19 protein-coding genes and 1 tRNA gene are annotated in these 19,634 nt (G+C 75.3%); 13 read left to right on the top strand and 7 right to left on the bottom strand.

Annotation, left to right across the window (positions count from 1 at the left end):
• Nucleotides 1–89: 89 nt before the first annotated feature.
• The 5 genes from ACI797_RS21510 (at nt 90) to ACI797_RS21490 (ending at nt 6,514) form a co-directional block, all read left to right on the top strand.
• Complete coding sequence (locus ACI797_RS21510) at nt 90–1,739, top strand: NADH-quinone oxidoreductase subunit M (protein WP_456861204.1); 1,650 nt, start codon at nt 90–92, stop codon at nt 1,737–1,739.
• Nucleotides 1,739–3,283, top strand: a complete 1,545-nt coding sequence (gene nuoN, locus ACI797_RS21505) for an NADH-quinone oxidoreductase subunit NuoN (protein ID WP_456861202.1) — start codon at nt 1,739–1,741, stop codon at nt 3,281–3,283. The genes ACI797_RS21510 and nuoN overlap by 1 nt, the downstream gene beginning before the upstream one ends.
• The gene (locus ACI797_RS21500; RefSeq protein ID WP_456861200.1) at nt 3,283–4,338 is read left to right on the top strand and encodes a polyprenyl synthetase family protein; all 1,056 of its coding nucleotides are present in this window, start codon (nt 3,283–3,285) and stop codon (nt 4,336–4,338) included. Before nuoN ends, ACI797_RS21500 begins: the two co-directional genes overlap by 1 nt.
• A gap of 20 nt (nt 4,339–4,358) precedes the next feature.
• On the top strand, nt 4,359–5,546 hold the full coding sequence (locus ACI797_RS21495) for a PQQ-dependent sugar dehydrogenase (RefSeq protein WP_456861198.1): 1,188 nt from the start codon (nt 4,359–4,361) through the stop codon (nt 5,544–5,546).
• 62 nt (nt 5,547–5,608) lie between these two features.
• Nucleotides 5,609–6,514 (top strand): hypothetical protein, encoded by a 906-nt coding sequence (locus ACI797_RS21490; protein WP_456861196.1) that lies wholly within the window; start codon nt 5,609–5,611, stop codon nt 6,512–6,514.
• Nucleotides 6,515–6,520: 6 nt separating this feature from the next.
• Here ACI797_RS21490 and ACI797_RS21485 read toward each other — a convergent pair whose 3' ends face one another.
• The 3 genes from ACI797_RS21485 to ACI797_RS21475 are packed head-to-tail and all read right to left on the bottom strand — an operon-like array spanning nt 6,521 to nt 9,310.
• Nucleotides 6,521–7,906 (bottom strand): hypothetical protein, encoded by a 1,386-nt coding sequence (locus ACI797_RS21485; protein WP_456861194.1) that lies wholly within the window; start codon nt 7,904–7,906, stop codon nt 6,521–6,523.
• Nucleotides 7,903–8,580: a TetR/AcrR family transcriptional regulator gene (locus ACI797_RS21480; RefSeq protein WP_456861192.1), complete on the bottom strand. Its 678-nt coding sequence runs from the start codon at nt 8,578–8,580 to the stop codon at nt 7,903–7,905. The genes ACI797_RS21485 and ACI797_RS21480 overlap by 4 nt, the downstream gene beginning before the upstream one ends.
• 52 nt (nt 8,581–8,632) lie before the next feature.
• Nucleotides 8,633–9,310, bottom strand: a complete 678-nt coding sequence (locus ACI797_RS21475; RefSeq protein ID WP_456861190.1) for a pyridoxamine 5'-phosphate oxidase family protein — start codon at nt 9,308–9,310, stop codon at nt 8,633–8,635.
• An 80-nt stretch (nt 9,311–9,390) separates the two neighbouring features.
• Between ACI797_RS21475 and ACI797_RS21470 the strand changes: the two genes are divergently transcribed.
• On the top strand, nt 9,391–10,767 hold the full coding sequence (locus ACI797_RS21470; protein ID WP_456861188.1) for an aminotransferase-like domain-containing protein: 1,377 nt from the start codon (nt 9,391–9,393) through the stop codon (nt 10,765–10,767).
• A gap of 63 nt (nt 10,768–10,830) precedes the next feature.
• Here the strand turns inward: ACI797_RS21470 and ACI797_RS21465 are convergent, their stop codons facing one another.
• Together ACI797_RS21465 and ACI797_RS21460 are read right to left on the bottom strand one after the other, a co-directional pair.
• Nucleotides 10,831–11,898, bottom strand: a complete 1,068-nt coding sequence (locus ACI797_RS21465; protein ID WP_456861186.1) for a 2-oxoacid:ferredoxin oxidoreductase subunit beta — start codon at nt 11,896–11,898, stop codon at nt 10,831–10,833.
• Nucleotides 11,895–13,883 (bottom strand): 2-oxoacid:acceptor oxidoreductase subunit alpha, encoded by a 1,989-nt coding sequence (locus tag ACI797_RS21460; protein ID WP_456861185.1) that lies wholly within the window; start codon nt 13,881–13,883, stop codon nt 11,895–11,897. Before ACI797_RS21460 ends, ACI797_RS21465 begins: the two co-directional genes overlap by 4 nt.
• 186 nt (nt 13,884–14,069) lie before the next feature.
• Here ACI797_RS21460 and htpX point away from each other — a divergent pair, with 186 nt between their 5' ends.
• The 4 genes from htpX to ACI797_RS21440 all read left to right on the top strand — a co-directional run bounded on the left by htpX (nt 14,070) and on the right by ACI797_RS21440 (nt 16,783).
• Nucleotides 14,070–14,945, top strand: a complete 876-nt coding sequence (htpX, locus tag ACI797_RS21455; RefSeq protein WP_456861183.1) for a zinc metalloprotease HtpX — start codon at nt 14,070–14,072, stop codon at nt 14,943–14,945.
• Nucleotides 14,946–15,038: 93 nt separating this feature from the next.
• The gene (locus tag ACI797_RS21450) at nt 15,039–15,356 is read left to right on the top strand and encodes a hypothetical protein (protein WP_456861181.1); all 318 of its coding nucleotides are present in this window, start codon (nt 15,039–15,041) and stop codon (nt 15,354–15,356) included.
• Nucleotides 15,357–15,369: 13 nt separating this feature from the next.
• Entirely contained in the window at nt 15,370–15,606 is a 237-nt protein-coding gene (locus ACI797_RS21445) for a hypothetical protein (protein ID WP_456861179.1), read from the top strand.
• 118 nt (nt 15,607–15,724) lie between these two features.
• Nucleotides 15,725–16,783 carry a hypothetical protein gene (locus ACI797_RS21440; RefSeq protein WP_456861177.1) on the top strand — a complete coding sequence of 353 codons (1,059 nt, stop codon included), beginning with the start codon at nt 15,725–15,727 and terminating at the stop codon, nt 16,781–16,783.
• A gap of 156 nt (nt 16,784–16,939) precedes the next feature.
• On the opposite strand, the gene ACI797_RS21435 is transcribed toward ACI797_RS21440, so the two are convergent.
• Nucleotides 16,940–17,431 carry a YajQ family cyclic di-GMP-binding protein gene (locus ACI797_RS21435; RefSeq protein WP_456542625.1) on the bottom strand — a complete coding sequence of 164 codons (492 nt, stop codon included), beginning with the start codon at nt 17,429–17,431 and terminating at the stop codon, nt 16,940–16,942.
• A gap of 89 nt (nt 17,432–17,520) precedes the next feature.
• Here ACI797_RS21435 and ACI797_RS21430 point away from each other — a divergent pair.
• A tRNA-Tyr gene (locus tag ACI797_RS21430) sits at nt 17,521–17,602 on the top strand.
• Nucleotides 17,603–17,665: 63 nt separating this feature from the next.
• On the opposite strand, the gene ACI797_RS21425 is transcribed toward ACI797_RS21430, so the two are convergent.
• The gene (locus ACI797_RS21425; protein WP_456861175.1) at nt 17,666–18,109 is read right to left on the bottom strand and encodes a pilus assembly protein TadG-related protein; all 444 of its coding nucleotides are present in this window, start codon (nt 18,107–18,109) and stop codon (nt 17,666–17,668) included.
• Between the two features lie 154 nt (nt 18,110–18,263).
• Here ACI797_RS21425 and ACI797_RS21420 point away from each other — a divergent pair, with 154 nt between their 5' ends.
• Entirely contained in the window at nt 18,264–18,548 is a 285-nt protein-coding gene (locus ACI797_RS21420; protein ID WP_456861173.1) for a hypothetical protein, read from the top strand.
• The coding region (locus ACI797_RS21415; protein ID WP_456861171.1) for a hypothetical protein at nt 18,545–19,634 on the top strand (1,090 nt) is incomplete at its 3' end. The genes ACI797_RS21420 and ACI797_RS21415, both read left to right, overlap by 4 nt.

Here is a 19,634-nt window from a genome sequence, read left to right as displayed (position 1 = left end):
CAGCGAGGGACGAGCGAGGAGCGGAGCGTCCCGCGGAAGCGAATCAACGGCACTGAACGCGAGCAACGTCTTCGGAAAGGGCACGCACCGTGGCTGACTTCCCCTGGCTCGTGCTCATGATCGCGGTGCCGGCGGTGGCCGCCGCCGTCGTCGCGGCGCTGCCCAAGGACCGCGAGGAGACGGCCAAGCAGGTCACGCTGGGCACCAGCCTCGTCGTCCTGCTGCTCGCCGTGCTCGCGACCGTCGCGTTCGACGCCGACGGCGACCGGTTCCAGCTGACGACGACGGTGGCGTGGATCCCGGCCTTCGGCGTCGACTTCGCCCTCGGGGTCGACGGCATCGCGCTGGTGATGCTGCTGCTCATCGGGGTGCTGGTGCCGCTGGTCGTCGTCGCCTCGTGGCGGGACACCGCGCCGGGCACGCGCTCGATGCGCACCTTCTTCGCCTGGCTGCTGCTGCTCGAGGCGATGATGGTCGGCGTCTTCGCCGCCACCGACGTCTTCCTCTTCTACGTCTTCTTCGAGGCGATGCTCGTCCCGATGTACTTCATGATCGGGAGCTTCGGCGGGCCCCGCCGGCAGTACGCGGCGGTCAAGTTCTTCCTGTACAGCCTGGTCGGCGGCCTGGTCATGCTCGCCGCGGTGATCGGGCTCTACGTCGCCGGCCTCAACGAGCTCGGCGAGGGCACGTTCGCCTTCGACGTGCTGCGGCAGATCTCCATCGACCCGGGGCTGCAGAAGCTGCTGTTCCTCGGCTTCTTCATCGCCTTCGCGATCAAGGCGCCGCTGGTGCCGTTCCACACCTGGCTGCCCGACTCCGGTGCCGAGGCCCCGATCGGCAGCGCGGTGCTGCTGGTCGGCGTCCTCGACAAGGTCGGCACGTTCGGGTTCCTGCGCTACTGCCTGCCGCTGTTCCCCGACGCCTCCCGCGACTTCGCGCCGTGGATCCTGGCGCTCGCCGTCGCCGGCATCCTCTACGCCGCGCTGCTGGCCATGGGGCAGAGCGACATGAAGCGGCTGGTCTCGTACACGTCGATCTCGCACTTCGGCTTCATCGCGCTGGGCATCTTCGCCTTCACCACCGAGGCCGGCACCGGCGCGGTGCTGTACATGGTCAACCACGGCATCTCGACCGGGCTGCTGTTCCTCGTCGTCGGGATGCTCATCGCCCGCGGCGGCTCGCGGCAGATCGGCGACTACGGCGGCGTCGCCCGCTTCGCCCCGCTGCTGGCCGGCAGCTTCCTCATCGCCGGTCTCGCCTCGCTGGCGCTGCCCGGCACCAACAGCTTCGTCAGCGAGTTCCTCACGCTGATCGGCGCGTTCCCGACCCGCCCGGTGTTCACCATCATCGCGACCACCGGCATCATCCTGGCCGCGCTCTACGTGCTGCTGGTGTACCAGCGCACGATGCACGGTCCGCCCAGGGGCGTCCTGCTCACCTCGGACGCGGCCCCCGCCGGCGGCGGGCCGGCCGAGCCGGCGCACGGCGGCGGGGCGACGGCGACCGCGACGCTCACCACGCCCGCCCCGGCCGGCGCCCGGCTGCGGATCGCCGACCTCGGCCGGCGGGAGATCGCCGTCGTCACCCCCCTGATCGCGCTGATCATCGCCCTCGGCGTGTACCCGCAGCCGCTGATCGACCTGATCCGCCCGGCGGTGAGCGCCACCATGGAGGACGTCGGCGTCCCCGACGGCATCACGCCCTCCACCACCGACGCGACCTCCGAGCTGGGGGACTGATGCCCGAGATCTCCGCGCCGTCGATCTCCCTGGCGGCGCTCGCACCGCTGCTGTTCGTCTTCGGTGCCGCGTGCGTCGGCGTGCTCGTCGAGGCCTTCGCGCCCCGCGAGCGCCGGCACGCCGTCCAGGTGGGCGTCGCCCTCGTCGGCAGCGTCGGCGGCCTGGTCGCGACGCTGCTGCTGGCGGGCTCGGAGGCGGAGGTCACCGCGGGCGCGGCGCTGGCCGTCGACGGCGCCGGGCTGTTCCTGCAGGCGGTGCTCACCGCGTTCGGGGCGCTGTCGGTGCTGCTGTTCGCCGAGCGCTCGCTGGACCCGGCGCGCTCCTCGTTCGTCGCGGTCGCGGCGGTGCCGGCGGGCAGCCCTCGGGACCGCGAGCTGCTGACCTCCCAGCGGGTGCAGACCGAGGTCTACCCCCTGGCCAGCTTCGCCCTCGGCGGCATGATGCTGTTCGTCACCTCGAACGACCTCCTGGTCATGTTCGTGGCGCTCGAGGTGCTCAGCCTGCCGTTGTACCTGATGTGCGGCCTGGCCCGCCGCCGGCGGCTGCTGTCGCAGGAGGCGTCGGTCAAGTACTTCCTCCTGGGCGCCTTCGCCTCCGGGTTCTTCCTCTACGGCCTCGCACTGGTCTACGGCGCCACCGGCAGCGTGCGGCTCTCGGAGATCCGCGAGGCGACCACCGCCGACACGGGCATCCTGCTGTCCCTCGGCCTGGCCCTGCTCGTCGTCGGGCTGCTGTTCAAGGCCAGCGTCGCGCCGTTCCACACCTGGACGCCGGACGTCTACCAGGGCGCCCCCACGCCGGTCACCGCGTTCATGGCCGCCTGCACGAAGGTCGCGGCGTTCGGCGCGATCCTGCGGCTGCTCTACGTCGGCTTCGGCACCGCGGAGTGGACCTGGCGCCCGATCGTCTACGGCGTCGCCATCGTGTCGATGGTCGTCGGCGCCGTCCTGGGGCTCACCCAGACCGACCTCAAGCGCATGCTCGCCTACTCCTCGATCGCGCACGCCGGGTTCATCCTCACCGGCGTCATCGGCCTGGGCGCGGGCAGCGAGGGCTCCGGCCTCGAGGCGACGATCTTCTACCTGCTCACCTACGGCGTGACCACGCTCGGCGCCTTCGCCGTGCTCACCCTCGTCCGCGACGGCGACGGCGAGGCCGGGCACCTGTCGCAGTGGGCCGGCCTGGCGCAGCGCTCGCCGCTGACCGCCGCGGTGATGAGCCTGTTCCTGCTGGCGCTCGCCGGCATCCCGCTCACCAGCGGCTTCACCGGCAAGTTCGCGGTGTTCCGGGCGGCCATCGAGGCCGGCGCCTGGCCGCTGGCCGTGGTCGCGCTGCTGGCCAGCGCGGTGGCGGCGTTCTTCTACCTGCGGGTCATCGTGCTCATGTACTTCTCGCCCCCGGCCGCCGACGGGCCCACCGTCGGCGTGCCCGGTCTGCCGACCACGATCGTCCTCGCGATCACCGCCACGGCCACCCTCGTCCTGGGGATCGTGCCGGGGTCGGTCCTCGACCTGGCGGATCGGGCGGCTATCTTCGTCGGTTGATGACCGGAGCCCGCACCGCCGTCGACCGCGGCGTCCCCCCCGAGGGGCGGCACCGGATCTCGACGCCGGCGTCGACCATCGGCCCCTGGCTGCCCGAGGGCGCCCTGGGCGAGTCCCTCGCCGAGGGTCTCGCCGGGGTCGAGGACGCCCTCGCCACCGCTGTCGGCGACGACCACCCCGTCATCCGGGAGGCGGCCGGCCACCTCATGGCCGCCGGGGGCAAGCGGTTCCGCCCCATGCTGGCCCTGCTGGCCGCGCAGCTCGGCGACCCGCGCGCGCCGGAGGTCGAGCGCGCCGCCGTCGTCTGCGAGCTGACCCACCTGGCGACGTTGTACCACGACGACGTCATGGACGAGGCCGCCGTCCGCCGCGGGGCGCCCAGCGCGAACAGCCGCTGGGGCAACAGCATCGCGATCCTCACCGGCGACCTGCTCTTCGCCCGCGCCTCCGACCTGCTGGCCGACCTCGGCCCGGACGCGGTGCGCATCCAGGCCCGCACCTACGAGCGGCTGGTCACCGGCCAGCTCCGGGAGACCGTCGGGCCGCAGCCGGGCGAGGACCCCATCGCGCACTACCTCGAGGTGCTCGCCGACAAGACCGGCTCGCTGGTCGCCACCTCCGCCCGCTTCGGCGCCTCGTTCGCCGGGGTGGACGAGCAGCTCGTCGCCGCGCTGACCGCCTTCGGCGAGGAGGTCGGCGTCGCGTTCCAGCTCAGCGACGACCTGCTCGACATCGTCAGCGCCGACGGCGCGTCCGGCAAGGCGCCCGGCACCGACCTGCGGGAGGGCGTGGCCACGCTGCCGGTGCTCATCGCGCTGGCCGGCGACGACCCCGCCGACGCGCGGCTGCGCGAGCTGGTGGGCGGGCCCGTCGGCGGCGCCGACCTGCCCGAGGCGCTGGACCTGCTGCGCGCCTCGACCGCGCTCACCCGCGCCACGGCCGTGCTCCGCGAGTACGCCGACCGCGCCCGCGAGCGGCTGGCCGCGGTGCCCGAGGGCGACGTCCGCGACGCCCTCTCGGCGCTCTGCGACTACGTCGTCACCCGCACCAGCTGACGCTCGCGCATCCTGGTCCCATGAGGTCGGCCGGGCTGCTCGCGGCGCTGCTGCTGCTCACCGCCTGCACCGGTGGGGGCGGCGACGGGGGCGCGAGCGCCGCGGGGACGACCAGCCCGCAGCCGCCGGTCAGCGAGCCGCCGCCCACCGCGCCCCCGCTCGACGTGGCCGTCGTCGCCGACGGCCTGGACCACCCCTGGGACGTCGCCCAGGCCCCCGACGGGACCCTGCTCGTGGGCGAGCGCGGCGGTGGCTTCACCGCCGTCCTGCCCGACGGCACCGCGCAGGAGGTCGCCGCCGACCTCGACGACCTGTTCGCGCGCGGCGAGACCGGCCAGATGGGCCTGGTGCTCGACCCCGGCTTCGCGGACAACCGGCGCTTCTACAGCTGCCAGGGCCGCCAGGGCGGCGAGGTGCCCGACATCGCCGTCCTCGCGTGGACCGTCGACGAGGACTGGACGTCGGCGACCCGCGTGGCCGACCCGCTGCTGGGCGGCATCCCGGTCAACAGCTCCTCGGGCCGGCACGGCGGCTGCCGGCTGCGGTTCGACCCCACCGGCGCGCTGCTGGTGAGCACCGGCGACAACGCCGTGGGCAGCAACCCCCAGGACCGCACCAGCCTCGCCGGCAAGGTGCTGCGCGTCGACCCGGCCACCGGCGGGCCCGCCGCCGGCAACCCGTTCACCGGCAGCGGCGCCGAGCCCTACGTGTGGACCTACGGGCACCGCAACGTGCAGGGCCTGGCCGTCCGCCCGCGCAGCGGCGAGGTCTACGCGGTCGAGCAGGGCACCGGCCGGGACGACGAGGTGAACCTGCTCGTCGCCGGGTCGAACTACGGCTGGGACCCCGGCCCGGACGGCTACGACGAGAGCGTGCCGATGACCGACCCGGAGATCCCCGGCGCGGTGCCGGCGGTGTGGTCCTCCGGCGACCCGACCATCGCCACCTGCGGCGGCACCTTCCTCTCCGGGGAGGAGTGGGGCGCCTACGACGGCCTGCTCCTCGTCGCCGTCCTCAAGGACCAGGGGGTGCTGGCCCTGCGGTTGGACGACGACGGCCGGCTGGTCGAGCAGTTCCGCCTGCCGGAGCTCGACGGCACCCACGGCCGGATCCGCGCCGTCCAGCAGGGCACCGACGGCGCGCTCTACGTCACCACCGACAACGGCGACGACGCCGACGTGCTGCTCCGCGTGACACCGGGGTCCTAGGTCCCGCGGGCGCGGCACCAGCGGACCTGGGCGGCCCCGCAGCGCTGCACCACCCTGGCCGCATGGGCAGGATCGCCGCGGCACTGCGGGCCACCGGCCGGGCGGTGCGCCGCGCCGTCGGCACCGTCGTGCGGTGGTTGCGACCACCTGCCGCGCCGGCGCCGCCGCTGCACACGGCCCGGCGGCTCTCCGCGGCGGCGACCGGGCTCATGGCCGCCGCGTCCGCGGCCGGCCTCGCCGCCCCCGCCGTCTACCGCGATCCGCTGGCCGTCGCCGCGATGTTCCGGGCCTGGGACCTGGTCACGCTCGGGGTGGTCACCCCCGTCCTCGTGGGAGCGCTGCTCCGGGCCCGCGGCGGCTCACCCCGCGCCCACCTGCTGTGGGCGGGGATGCTCGCCTACGCCGTCTACCAGTACGCCTACTACGTCTTCGGCGCGGCGCTCGGCCCGCTGCTCCTGGCCCACGTGGGGGTCTTCCTGCTCGCCGTCCTCGCCCTCGCCGCGCTCGTGCGTGCCGCCGACCTCCCCGGGATCGCCCTCCACCCGCGGACACCGCGGCGCCCCGTCGCCGCCGTCCTCGCCTTCCTGGCCGCCGGGCTCGGCGGCATGTGGACCGGCAACGCCGTCCGGTCGGCGGTGACCGGCGCGCCGCTGCCGGCCACGCTGCTCGTCCAGCCGCCGGCGGTGCTCCGCCTGGGCTACGTGCTGGACCTGGTGGCGCTGGTGCCCGCGTACGCGGCCGCGGCCGTGCTGCTGTGGCGGGGCTCCGCGTGGGGCGCACCGCTCGCGACCGTGGTGCTGACCGCGAGCGCGCCGGTGCAGCTGGCCTACCTGGCCGCGCTGCCCGCCCAGGTCGCCGCCGGTGTGCGCGGTGCCGTGCGGTCGGACCCGCAGGAGCCGCCGATCGCCGCGCTGATCACCGCCGCGGCCGGGGTGCTGCTCGGCGGCGTCCGGCCGCGGACGGCCTGAGCGGGCTCAGCCGGGGAGCCGGACGAAGCGGGCGACCTTGCCGGTCCGCGGGTCGCGGGCGATGCCCTCGACGGTGCGCACCCGGACCGCCGGCTCCGGCAGCCCGGCGTCCCGCAGCGCCGCGGCCAGGCGGGCAGTGAGCCCGTCGGCGTCCAGCGGGCCGGCGACGACCACGTCGACGTCCACCCCGCCGGGGGTCTGGTGCACCTGGTACTGCACGACCTCCGCCGTGCGCACCAGCACGCTGCCGAGCACCTGCGAGTGGACGACGGTGCCGCCGTAGCGGAAGAGCTCGTCCTGCCGGCCCTCCACCGTCACCCGCAGGTGCCCGGAGCCGGGGACCGCCGGCTGCGCCACGAACCGGTCGGGCAGGACGTAGCGGATGAGCGGCTGCAGCGGGTTCGCCAGGTTGGTCACCAGCGCCGTGGCCGCCGGCTCCCCGGGCGGGACCGGGCGCAGGTCGTCGTCCACGAGCTCGACGACGGCCAGGTCGGAGGCCAGCACGATCACGTCGTCTCCGGGCGCCGAGACACCGACGACGCCCTCGGTGGACCCGAACTGGTTCACGACGGGGACGCCGAAGGCCGCCGTCACGCGGGCGCGGACGTCGGGGGTGAGCTGCTCGCTGCTGGCGGTCACCGACCTCGGGCTGATCGTCAGCCGTCCTGCCTGCTGCTCGCGGGCGAGGAGGTCCAGCGCGGACGGGTAGCCCTGCAGCAGGAAGGGCCGCGCCCGCTCCAGCCGCGCGACGATCTCGGGCAGCGGCAGCGTCACCGGCACGCACGTGACGTCCAGCAGGTCGCCGCTGAACAGCGACGACAGCGCGCGGCTGGCGTGGACGGCGGAGGCGGCGGCCACGATGGCCATCGGGACGCCGCCGAAGGGGACGGGGCCGGCTGCCAGCAGCCGCGCCATGCCGGGCCGGACGAGGCCCAGGGTGTAGTCGACGACCGCGTCGGGGCCGTAGACGAACACGCCCCGCTCGCCGGAGCTGCCGCCGGAGCTCATGACCACGCAGCCGTCGAGCAGCTCCCGCGCCTCCCCCTCGGTGGCCGCGAGGTGGTCCTCCAGCAGCGCGCGCGACACCCGGCGGTCGGTGACCACGCGGTCGAGGTCGGCCATCATCTCGGTCTTGGTCATCGGGGGCAGGGACGCCAGGTCGGCCAGCCCGAACCGGTCGGGGTCGACCCCGCGCAGCCGCTCGGCGTGGAAGGGGGAGCCGGCCCGCGCGGCCCGGAGCAGCGCCCGCAGCGCCTGCTCCTGGTGGGCGCGCAGGGTCTCGGCGTCCCACCCGAGCCGCGCGACGTGGCCGGGGAGCGCGGCGCGCAGCCGCGCCAGCCGCCGGGCGCGCACCGGGTCCGACGGCGGAGCCGTGGTGGTGGGGACGGTCATCGGGACCTCCGGGGGGACGGCGGAGCGTCCGGGCCGGGCGCTCCGGAGAGCCGGGTGGCGAGGGCGACGTGGAGCTCCTCCACCAGCTCGTCGCGGAAGGCCTCCCCCTCCGCGGCGCGGGCCAGCGCGATGCCGGGACCGAGCGCCAGTCCGGCCCGGGCGATGTCCTCGGCAACCCGGCGGTCGACGACGGCGGGGCCGCCGAGCAGGTCGCCGACCACGTCGGCGGTGGCGGTGAGCAGCCGGGCGTGCTGCTCGGCGAAGCGGGCGGCCAGGTGGGGGTCGCGGGCGGCGTGCACGCGGAACTCGACGACGAGCAGCGTCCAGTCGAGGTCGGTGCGGAGGATCCCGGCCCACTGGCGGGCGACGGCCAGCACGTCCTCCTCGAGCAGCCGGGCAGCCTCGGCCCGGTCGCGCGGCGGCGGCGTCTCGGGGCGCAGGGCGCGCAGCTGCTCGATCCGCTCGGTCACCCGCTCCTCCAGCAGGGCGAGGAACAGCTCGGCCTTGCCCCGGAAGCGCGAGTAGACGGCGCCGATGGTGAAGCCGGCCTCGGCGGCGACGGCGTCGACGGTCGCGCCGTGGTAGCCGGCGCGGAGGAAGACGCGGCGCGCCGCGGCGAGGACGGCCGCGTGGTTGGCCGCCGCCTGCTCCACCCGGGAGACCCGCACTGCCATAGCGCCACTATCCGGATAGCGACGCTATCGCAACAGGGGCGAAGGGCCCGGGTCAGGCGAGCAGGCGCTCGCGCACCCGCGCCGGCACCGGGGTGCCCTGCGGCAGCAGCACGCACGGCTCGGGCTCGCCGACGACGGTCCGCAGGGGCAGCACGCCGGCCCACACGGGGTCGGGCTCGCCGGGCGCCGGGAGGTCGCGGTCGTCGTCGACGGGTGGGCCGGTGCGCACCTTGACGCTGGCCTCCGCCAGGTCGAGCGCCAGGACCGCGGTGGCGGCGAGCTCCTTGCGGTCGGGCTGCCGGGTCGCCGTCCACGACCCGGGAGCCAACTGCTCGGTGAGGGCCTCGAGCGCGCGCAGCTTCTCCGCCGGGGCGGTCACCGGGCGCGCGGTGCCGTGGACGACGGCGCACCGGTAGTTGACCGAGTGGTGGAACGCCGACCGGGCGTAGACGACGCCGTCGAGGTGGGTGACGGTGAAGCAGACCGAGGCGCCGGCGGCCGCGGCCCGCAGCGTGCTCGCGCCGGTCGAGCCGTGCAGGTACAGCGTGTCCCGGTCGCGGCCGTAGCCGGTGGGGAGCACCACCGGCGCCCCGCCCAGCACGACCCCCAGGTGCCCCACCAGGCCGGCGTCGAGGACGGCGTAGAGGTCGGCCCGGTCGGTTCGGGCCCGCCGGGCGCCCCGCCGGACGGTGCTGCGGGGCGTGGGGGAGAGCGGGGCGGGAGAGTCCATGCGGCCAGCCTGACCGGAGGCGTGGCATCCTCCAACGGCCACTTCCGCGCGATTCCACCAGTCCACCGAGGGGAGGCGCCGTGGTCGAGGTCCCACCGGTCGTCCTCGACCGCGCCGCCGCGACGCCGCTGTCGGTCCAGCTGGCCGACGCGCTGCGGGCCGCCGCGGCCGCCGGCACGCTGCGCCCCGGTGACCGGCTCCCGTCGACCCGCGAGCTCGCCGGTGCGCTGCGGGTGAGCCGCACCGTCACCGCGGCCGCCTACGACCAGCTGCTGGCCGAGGGGTGGGCCGGCGGCCGGCGCGGGGTGGGCACCTTCGTGGTGGGCGGTCCGCCCTCCGCGCCGCACCCGTCCGCCGAGCGCGGCCGGCACCCCGCCCGGCCCGCGCCGCGGCTGGTCGACCTGCGGGCCGGCTCGCCCTGCCTCGAGGTGCTCGACCGGGCGGCCTGGCGCCGGGCCTGGCGGGCGGCCGGGGACGCACCTCCCGACGGCGGGCCGGAGCCCGCGGGCGACCCGGCGTTCCGCGCCGCCGTCACCGAGCACCTCCTCCGGCACCGGGGGCTGCCCGCGGCGCCGGACGACCTGCTGGCCACCGGCGGGACCTCCGCCGCCGTCGCCGAGGTCGCCCGGGTGCTGCCCCCGGGCAGCCGCGTGGGCGTGGAGAGCCCCGGCTACCAGCGGGTCGCCGCGGCGCTGACCGACGCGGGCGTCACCGTCGTCCCGGTCCCCGTGGACGGCGACGGGCTGGTCGTCGACGCCGTCCCGCCGGGGCTGGCCGCCGTGTACTGCACGCCCGCGCACCAGTTCCCGCTCGGCCGGCGGATGTCGGCGGCCCGCCGGCTCGCCCTGGTCGAGCGGGCCCGCGCGGAGGGCTGGTGGGTGCTGGAGGACGACTACGACGGCGAGCTGCGCTTCGACGTGGCGCCGCTGCCGCTGCTGGCGGCCCTCGGGCCCGACGTCGTCGTCCACCTGGGCACCAGCAGCAAGATCGTCAGCCCGACGCTCGGGACCGGCTGGCTGGTCGCGCCGGCCCGGCTTCGCGGGGAGCTGGTCGCCCGGCGCTCGGCCACGGGCACCCGGCCGGCGCGCGCCGGTCAGCGGGTGTTCGCCGCGCTCGCCGCCTCCGGCGACCTGGCCCGGCACCTGCGCCGGGTCCGCCGGGAGCTCGCCGGGCGGCGCGCCGCGCTGCTCGACGCGGTGACCGCCGCCGGCCGCACCGCCGAGGGCGACCCGGCCGGGGCGCACGTGTTCGTGCCGCTGCCGGACGCGGCGACCGAGGCCGCCGTCGTCGCCGCGGGCCACGACCGCGGCCTGTCGCTCGACGGCCTGGCGCGCCACCGGACCGCGGGCGCCGCGCACGGCCCGGCCGCGGGTCTCGTGGTCGGCTTCGCCGCCCCGGAGCGCGCCGCCTACGACGCCGCGCTGCCGATGCTCACGCAGGTGCTGCAGGCAAGGTGAGCGCCGAGGGCCCCCTGCAGGGGCCCGCCGCGAGCCCGCGAGCGGTGGGAGGGCAGGGGACCCTCACACCGTCCAGGTGTCGCTGCCGGCCAGCAGCGCGCCGAGGTCGGCGGGCCCGCCGGAGCGGGCGTCCTCGAGCTGGTCGGCCATCATCCGGTCGTAGGTCGGCCGGATGACGGAGCGGAAGACGCCCATCGGCGTGTAGCGCAGGTCCTGGCTGGAGAGCCGGGACAGCGCGAACGCGTAGGACGGGTCCTGCCGGGTCGCGTCGTGGACGACGATCTCGGCCGGGTCCACCTGGTTGGTCTCGGCGATCCGCAGGCCGCCGAAGTCGTCGCGGACGACGCAGGCGGCGCCCTCGGGGCCGAACACCAGCGGCTGGCCGTGCACCAGCGGGATCGTCCACTGCGGACCGGTCGTCGGGTCCTTGAGCAGCTCGAAGGCGCCGTCGTTGAAGATGTTGCAGTTCTGGTAGATCTCGACCAGCGCGGTGCCCTGGTGCTCGGCGGCCTGCCGCAGCACCTCGGTGAGGCCCTTGCGGTCGGAGTCCATGGCCCGGCCGACGAACGTGGCGTCGGCGCCGAGGGCCAGCGACACCGGGTTGAAGGGCGCGTCGATCGAGCCCATCGGCGTCGACTTGGTCACCTTGCCCACCTCGGAGGTGGGGGAGTACTGGCCCTTCGTCAGCCCGTAGATCCGGTTGTTGAACAGCAGGATCTTCAGGTTCACGTTGCGGCGCAGGGTGTGGATCAGGTGGTTGCCGCCGATGGACAGCGCGTCGCCGTCCCCGGTGACGACCCAGACCGACAGGTCGGGCCGCGACGCGGCCAGGCCGGTGGCGATCGCCGGCGCCCGGCCGTGGATCGAGTGCATCCCGTAGGTGTTCATGTAGTACGGGAAGCGCGAGGAGCACCCGATGCCCGAGACGATGACCATGTCCTCGCGGGCGATGCCCAGGCTGGGCAGGAAGCTCTGGACGGCGTTGAGGATGACGTAGTCACCGCACCCGGGGCACCAGCGGACCTCCTGGTCGGTCTTGAGGTCCTTGGCCTTGAGGTCGGTCTGCTTCTCGCCGACGCTCGTCGCGGCCGTGATCGGGTCGCTGCCGGGCATGCCGAGGTCGATGCTCACTGGGTGCCTCCGTTGAGGGCGGCCGCCGCGGGGGTCGGCGCCGGTGCGGTGCTGGGTCGTGAGGTGGTCGAGTCGATCGCGCCCTGCAGGACGGCGGCGAGCTCGGCCGCGCGGAAGGGCAGGCCGCGCACCTGGGTGTGGCTCTCGACGTCGACCAGGTAGCGCGCCCGCAGCAGCGTGGCCAGCTGCCCGAGGTTCATCTCGGGGCAGATGACCCGCTCGTAGCGGGCGAGCACCTCGCCGAGGTCGGCGGGCATCGGGTTGACGTGGCGCAGGTGGATCTGCGCGATCGACCGGCCGGAGCCGCGGACCTGCCGGCACGCCGCGCCGATCGGCCCGTAGGTGGAGCCCCAGCCGATGACGGCGACCTTCGCGTCGCCGTCGGGGTCGTCGACGTCGGTCGGCGGGAGGCTCGCGGCGATGCCGTCGACCTTGGCCTGCCGGGTCCGCGTCATGAAGTCGTGGTTGTCGGGGTCGTAGGAGATGTTGCCGGTGCGGTCGGCCTTCTCCAGGCCGCCCACGCGGTGCTGCAGCCCGGCGGTGCCCGGGATGGCCCACGCGCGGGCCAGCGTCTCGGGGTCGCGCAGGTAGGGGAGGAACGCGCCGTCGTCGCCGTTGGGCTCGGTGGCGAAGCCGACCGCGGCGGACAGGTCGGGCAGCGACTCGACATCCGGGACCGCCCACGGCTCGGCGCCGTTGGCCAGGTACCCGTCGGAGAGCAGCATGACCGGGGTGCGGTAGGCCAGCGCGATCCGCGCGGCCTCGAGCGCGGCGTCGAAGCAATCGCCGGGCGAGCGCGGGGCGATCACCGGCAGCGGCGCCTCGCCGTTGCGGCCGAACATCGCCTGCAGCAGGTCCGACTGCTCGGTCTTGGTCGGCAGGCCGGTCGACGGCCCGCCGCGCTGGACGTCCACGACGACCAGCGGCAGCTCGAGCATGACGGCCAGGCCGATCGCCTCCGACTTCAGCGAGATGCCCGGGCCGGACGTCGTCGTGACGCCGAGCGCGCCGCCGAACGAGGCGCCGATCGCGGCGGAGACGCCGGCGATCTCGTCCTCGGCCTGGAAGGTGCGCACGCCGAAGGCCTTGTGCTTGGACAGCTCGTGGAGGATGTCGGAGGCCGGGGTGATCGGGTAGGCGCCCAGGAACACCGGCAGGCCCGACCGCTGCCCGGCGGCGACGATGCCGTAGGCCAGCGCCTGGTTGCCCGAGATGTTGCGGTAGGTGCCGGGCCGCATCGGCGCCGGCTTGACCTCGTAGGAGACGGCGAAGGCCTCGGTGGTCTCGCCGTAGTTGTAGCCGGCGCGGAACGCGGCGATGTTGGCCGCGGCGATCTCGGGCTTGCGGCGGAACTGCCGCTCGAGGAAGCGGACCGTCCCCTCGGTCGGCCGGTGGTACATCCACGACAGCAGGCCGAGCGTGAACATGTTCTTGCTCCGCTCGGCCTCCTTCTTGCCGAGGCCGGAGTCGGCGAGCGCGTCGAGGGTGAGGCTGGTCAGCGGCACCGTGAACAGCTGCCAGCCCTCCAGCGAGCCGTCCTCGAGCGGGTTGGTGGCGTAGCCGACCTTGGCCAGGTTGCGCGGGGTGAACTCGTCGGAGTCGACGATGAGCAGCCCGCCGCCCGGGAGGTCGGAGAGGTTCGCCTTGAGCGCCGCGGGGTTCATCGCGACGAGGACGTCGGGGGCGTCGCCCGGCGTCATGATGTCGTGGTCGGCGAAGTGCAGCTGGAAGGAGCTGACGCCGGGCAGGGTCCCCGTCGGGGCGCGGATCTCGGCGGGGAAGTTGGGCAGCGTCGACAGGTCGTTGCCGAAGGACGCCGTCTCGCTGGTGAACCGGTTGCCGGTCAGCTGCATGCCGTCACCGGAGTCGCCGGCCAGCCGGATGACCACCCGGTCGAGGCTGACGACGCTCTTCACCAGACCGCCGGGGGCCGAGCCGTCCGCCGTCCCCGCTGCCGGAGCGTCGGGCGCGTTGCTGCCAGTCATCTCTGGTCCACCTCCACCGGCCGAGGTTACGTGTGTGTGTCGGGGGGCGGGTGTGCAACCGGACACGCCGCGACCGCGAGCACCCGGTCGAGGAGCCGGGCGCACGTCCTACCGGGCCCAACCCGTGCGGGGGACGGCGCCATTCCCGCCGGGAACGGCGGTTCCGGCGGTGGCGTTGATCCCGTCGTGCAGCGCTGGAACAACGGACTCAAGACCGCCCTGCTCCTGGGGCTCATGGGTGCCCTCATCCTCGCCGCCGGAGCCCTGATCGGTGGACGCGGTGGCCTGTTCATCGCACTCGTGATCGCGCTGGCGGTCAACGGCTTCGCGTACTTCAAGTCCGACACGCTCGCGCTGCGCGCCATGCGCGCCTTCCCGGTGACCGAGACCCAGGCCCCGCAGCTCTACGCGATCGTCCGCGAGCTGGCCACCGAGGCCCGCCAGCCGATGCCACGCCTCTACGTCAGCCCCGCCGCGCAGCCCAACGCCTTCGCCACCGGCCGCAACCCGCGCAACGCCGCGGTCTGCTGCACCCAGGGGATCCTCGAGCTGCTCGACCGCCGCCAGCTGCGCGCCGTCCTCGCCCACGAGCTGTCGCACGTCTACAACCGCGACATCCTGATCAGCTCGGTGGCCGGGGCGATGGCGACCGTCATCACCTATCTGGCGCACATGGCGATGTTCGCCTCGCTGTTCGGCGGCCGCTCCGAGGAGCGCGAGGGCGGCGGCGCCCTGGGCAGCCTGCTGCTCGTCGTCCTCGGCCCGATCGCCGCCGGCGTGGTGCAGATGGCGGTCAGCCGCAGCCGCGAGTACCAGGCCGACGCCTCCGGCGCCCGGCTGAGCGCGGACCCGCTGGCCCTCGCCTCGGCGCTGCGCGCGATCGAGCGCGGCGCCGCGGCCCGGCCGCTGCCGCAGGACGACCGGCTGGTGACCCAGAGCCACCTGATGATCGCCAACCCGTTCCGCGGGCAGGGCCTGGCGTCGCTGTTCTCCACGCACCCGCCGATGGAGCAGCGCATCGCCCGGCTCGAGGGGATGGCGCGCGAGCTCGGTCAGGCCTGAGCGCGCCCGAGGGCCGACTCCGCGTTCGTGTGCGACGGCGGTGCCGCGGTCGCCGCGACGGCCCCGTGGCCGGCGCCGGGTCCCGCAGTGGATGTGGTCACCACGCTCGTCGACGACGTCTTCGACGCCCTGCTCCCCGGCTCGGAGCGGGTGGCCCGAGCCCCGTTGACGAGCGGCCGGGCGGCCGCGCCCCAGGTCGAGGACGGGCTGACCGCTGCGGGGCTGCGCGCCGAGCACGGCGTCTCGGCGCCGGTGACGGTCCGCCGGGCAGCGACCACGACCACGCCGCTGTTCGCCACCGGGATCCCGCCCGACGGGACGACGGCCGACGCCGACCGGCTGGGGATCGATCTGACGGGGTGCAGGGCGTCGTGCTCAGCCACGGGCACTTCGGCCACGCCGGGGCGGTGAACACCGCGATGCGATGCGGCTGACCGGCGTGACCCGGCTGCACGCGCTCCTCGGCGGGCTGCACCTCTCGGGCCCGGCGTTCGAGCCGGTCATCGCGCCCACCGTGGCGGCGCTGACGGGGCTCGCACCGGATCTCGTCGCGCCCGGGCACTGCACGGGCTGGCGGGCGCAGGGCGCCATGGCCGCTGCGCTGCCCGACGCGTTCGTGCCGGGCAGTTCCGGGACCCGCTGCACCCTGACGGCCGCCTGATCCACCGGCCTTCGCGGCACGCCCGCGTCTGCTGCCCAAAGGCCCTTGAAGGGGGGCCTCCCCTGCAGCATCGTTCCGGCACCGTCCAGCGACCACCCAGCTCGGATGGAGGCAGGGCATGAGGCACCGCTTGGTGGGGCCATCGGTCGCCGCCGTCGCCGTCGTCGCGCTGTCGTCGGGGGCCTGCTCGTCGGCGAGCGGCAGCCGGTCCGACACGACCGCCGAGCAGACGGCGGCGACGACCGAGGCAGCGCCCGTCGTGGCCGACGGCGAGGAGTGGATCGCCTACCAGGGCGTCCCGCGGGGCATCAGCCTCATCCGCTCGGACGGCACCGGCGGCCACGCGATCCTCGGGCCGCCGGGGGATCAGAACCACCCCGACTGGTCGCCCGACGGCTCCGAGATCGCCTACGTCCAGCACGACGGGTCCTCGTCAGCGGTGATGATCACCGACGTGGGAGGCGACGACCCCCGGCCTGTGACCGGATCGCTCGATCCCGCGCTGGAGGGCCTCTTCTGGGAGAACCCCGCGTGGTCACGGGACGGCTCCGAGATCGCCATGGTCGGCTACGAGGGGGACCCCAACCAGAGCGCACCGGCGAGCTCGGTGCTCGCCATCGTCGACGTCGCCGCGGGCGAGGTCACCGTGGCCGGGAAGCTCTTGCGCGCTGAGGGCCGGCTCCACAGCTTTCCTCGCTGGTCCGGCGACAGCCAGGCCATGGTGCTCAACGTCGACCACTTCACCGGCGATGCCTACGAAGGCTCCACCGTGGCCGTCATCCGCCGCGACGGGGACGGCTGGTCAGCGCCCGAGGAGATCACCGAGGTCGGTCAGTTCGGCCGGGTCGACTGGCATCCGACCGACGACCTGATCGTCTTCGGCGACCACGACATCGGCGGGATCGAGTCGACCGACGATCCGACGAACCTGTACACGGTGAGATCCGACGGGAGCGGACGGGCGGCGCTCACGTCCTTCGGTGCGGGCGAGGCCCGCGCCAGCCAGCCGACCTGGACCTCCGACGGCCGGATCCTCTTCACCTACGTCACCGGGGATGACGACGAGGTGCGCGAGATCGCGGTGCTCAACGCGGACGGAACGGGGGTGACGGTCCTCGTCTCCGCCGACGAGATCGGTCCGCACAACCGCCCGCACCCACGCATGCGCCCGCTCTAGCCCGCATCACGCGCGTCGACGCGGTTCCCGTCTCGTGCCAACGGCCGAGGGCCGCACGTGCGCCGCAGCGAACGGCCTGGTGGCCGCTGCGCCGGGCGTCGCGCGGCCTCCCGGCGGACCCGAGCGGGGTGGTCCCGACCTGCGGCACGAGGCGGTTCAGCGGTAGTTGTCGAACTGCAGCGCGACGTCGAGGTCCTTGCCGCGCAGCAGCTGCTGGACCGCCTGCAGGTCGTCGCGCTTCTTGCCGCTGACCCGCAGCTGGTCGCCCTGGATCTGCGCCTGGACGCCCTTCGGGCCCTCGTCGCGGATGATCTTCGCGATCTTCTTGGCGACCTCGGACTCGATGCCCTGCTTGATGCGGGCGCTGATCTTGTACGACTTGCCGGAGGACTGCGGGTCGCCGGCGTCGAGGGACTTCAGCGAGATCTTGCGCTTGACCAGCTTGTCCTTGAACACGTCGAGCGCGGCGGTGACCCGCTCCTCGGTGTCGGCCTGCAGGACGACGGCCTCCTCGCCGGACCAGGCGATGCTGGCGTTGGTGCCGCGGAAGTCGAAGCGCTGGGTCAGCTCCTTCGCGGCCTGGTTGAGCGCGTTGTCGACCTCCTGGCGGTCGACCTTGCTGACGACGTCGAAGGACGAGTCGGCCATGGCTTTCCTCCGCTCTGGCGGCGCGCGCCCCGGGACACCCCCGAGGTGAGCGACCGCCGTTCTTGTACGCTGCTCCGGTACCACCGCACGGCGGGTTGCCCGAGTGGCCAAAGGGAGCGGACTGTAAATCCGTCGGCTCAGCCTACGAAGGTTCGAATCCTTCACCCGCCACGCCTCGGTACGACGGCCCCCGACCTGTCCCGGTCGGGGGCCGTCGCCGTGTCGTCGCCGTCGTCAGGGCACGGTGGGTGCGCGGGCGCTGGCGACGGCGGTCCGCTCCAGCGGCTCCCCGCCGAGGAACAGCCAGCCGAACGCGATGTCGGCGTACCGGGTGCAGCGGACGGTGACCTCCACGCCGTCGGTCTCGGCCGACCACGCGTCGAGCTGCACCCCGCCGTCGGCCAGCTGGTCGGCGACCGCCGCCTGCGCGGTGGCCCGGCTCAGCGGCAGCTGGGTGCCGACCCCGGAGGTGTAGACCGCGGCCTCGTCGGCCTGGTCGGCGGCGGCCAGCGCGGCGCCGTCGCACACGGCCTGCACCTCCTGCTGCTCCAGGAAGGCGTGCGAAGCGGCCACGGCGCCGAAGGCCATGAGGGCGGCGACCGTCCAGCAGACGAGCACGAACGGCAGGCTGGAGCCGCGCTCGCCCCGCCGTTCCGGTACCGCTTCGTCCGCCAGCACGCGGGGCAGCGTAGATGATCTCCGTCGTCGTCCACAGGTTGTGGACGACGACTGTGGACGGAAGTGGACGCGGCCGTACCGCCCCCGGTCGGCCGCGCGCCGGCCTGTGGACGACGCCGGCGGGACGTGCCGGGGCGTGGTCAGACTCCGGCGCATGACGATCGAGGTGCCGCCCGAGCAGCTCCACGCGCTCGTCGACGCGCTGCGCGCCCAGGGCGACGAGGCCGACGACGTGGCCGCGCGGCTCACCGCCGCCCCGGCCGCGAGCGGCCCGCTGGCCGGTGCCGTCGAGCCCTTCCTGGAGGCGCACCGCACGGCGGGCTCGGCCGTGGCGGGGGAGCTGCGCTGGCTGGCCGGCACCGTGGCCGCGGTCGCCGACTCGTGGCTCGGCCTGGACGGATCGCTGCTGCCCCCGCTCGGCCGGGCGGTCGCCCGGTGACCGGGCCGGTCCCCACGCCCCTCGACCTCCCGCGCGGCGATCCCGCCGTGCTCGACGACCTGGTCGCCGCGGTGACCGGCGCCGCCTTCCGCACCGGGGTCCTGGCCGCGCACCTCGCCGGCCCGGCCGCCGCGGCGCCCGGCTGGCTCGGCGCCGACGCCGCCGCGGCCGCCGACCAGGTGGGTCGGGTGACCGACCTGGTCCGCGGGCTGCACGGCACGCTGACCGCAGGCGTCGACCGGCTGCGGGCGCACGCGGTGGTGCTGGGCGACGCGCGCCGCCGGGTCGAGGTGCTCCGCCGGCAGCAGGAGGAGGACTTCACCGCCCTCGCCGCGCGGCGTCCGGCTCTCGCCGACCCCGACGCGCTCGGCCCGGCCGGGGAGGAGTTGGCGGTCGCGGAGGCAGCGCGGCGGCACGAGCACGGGGCGCTGCTCGCCGAGGTCGAGGCGGACGCCGCCGCCACGGCCGCCGTCCTCGCCGGCACGGTCCCGTGGCTGGGGGGCACCGGTGCGCCCGGTCACGAGTCGGCGATCCGCGCGCACCTGGCGGGGCTGCTGCCCGGCTGGGGCGACGGCGAGATGGTCGCGCTCGCCTGGTCGGCCGTCCGGGCGCTCGACGGGCCGGTCACCGCCGAGGACCTCGACGCCGCCGCGCGCGAGGGGCTGCCGTACGCGTCGAACCCCGCCTACGCCGGCGCCCTGCTGGCCGGCCTCGGCGTCGACGGCGTGCGCCACCTGCTGCTCACCCTCGGCCTGCAGCCCGGGGACCCGGCGCCGCCGCTGGCCCGGTGGCTCGCGCTGGCGTTCGGGGCGGCACGGGGCGACGCGGTGCCGGGTGCGCTCGAAGAAGTGCTCGACGCCCGCTACGTCGATCCCGGCGACCCCGATGCCGTGCCCGACCGGGTGGCCGCCGGGCTGGCGCTGCTCGTCGGTGCCGTCCCCGTCGCCGCCGGAGGTGTGCGGCCGGCGACGGTGGCGGCCTGGACGGGTGCGGGGGGGGGGGGGGGGGGGGGGGGGGGGGGGGGGGGGGGGGGGGGGGGGGGGGGCGGGGCGGGCCGCGCGCGGGCCCGCCGCCGCGCCCCCCGGC

Source organism: Geodermatophilus sp. SYSU D00691 (assembly GCF_054050275.1).
This window is presented reverse-complemented; position numbering and strand designations above follow the sequence as displayed.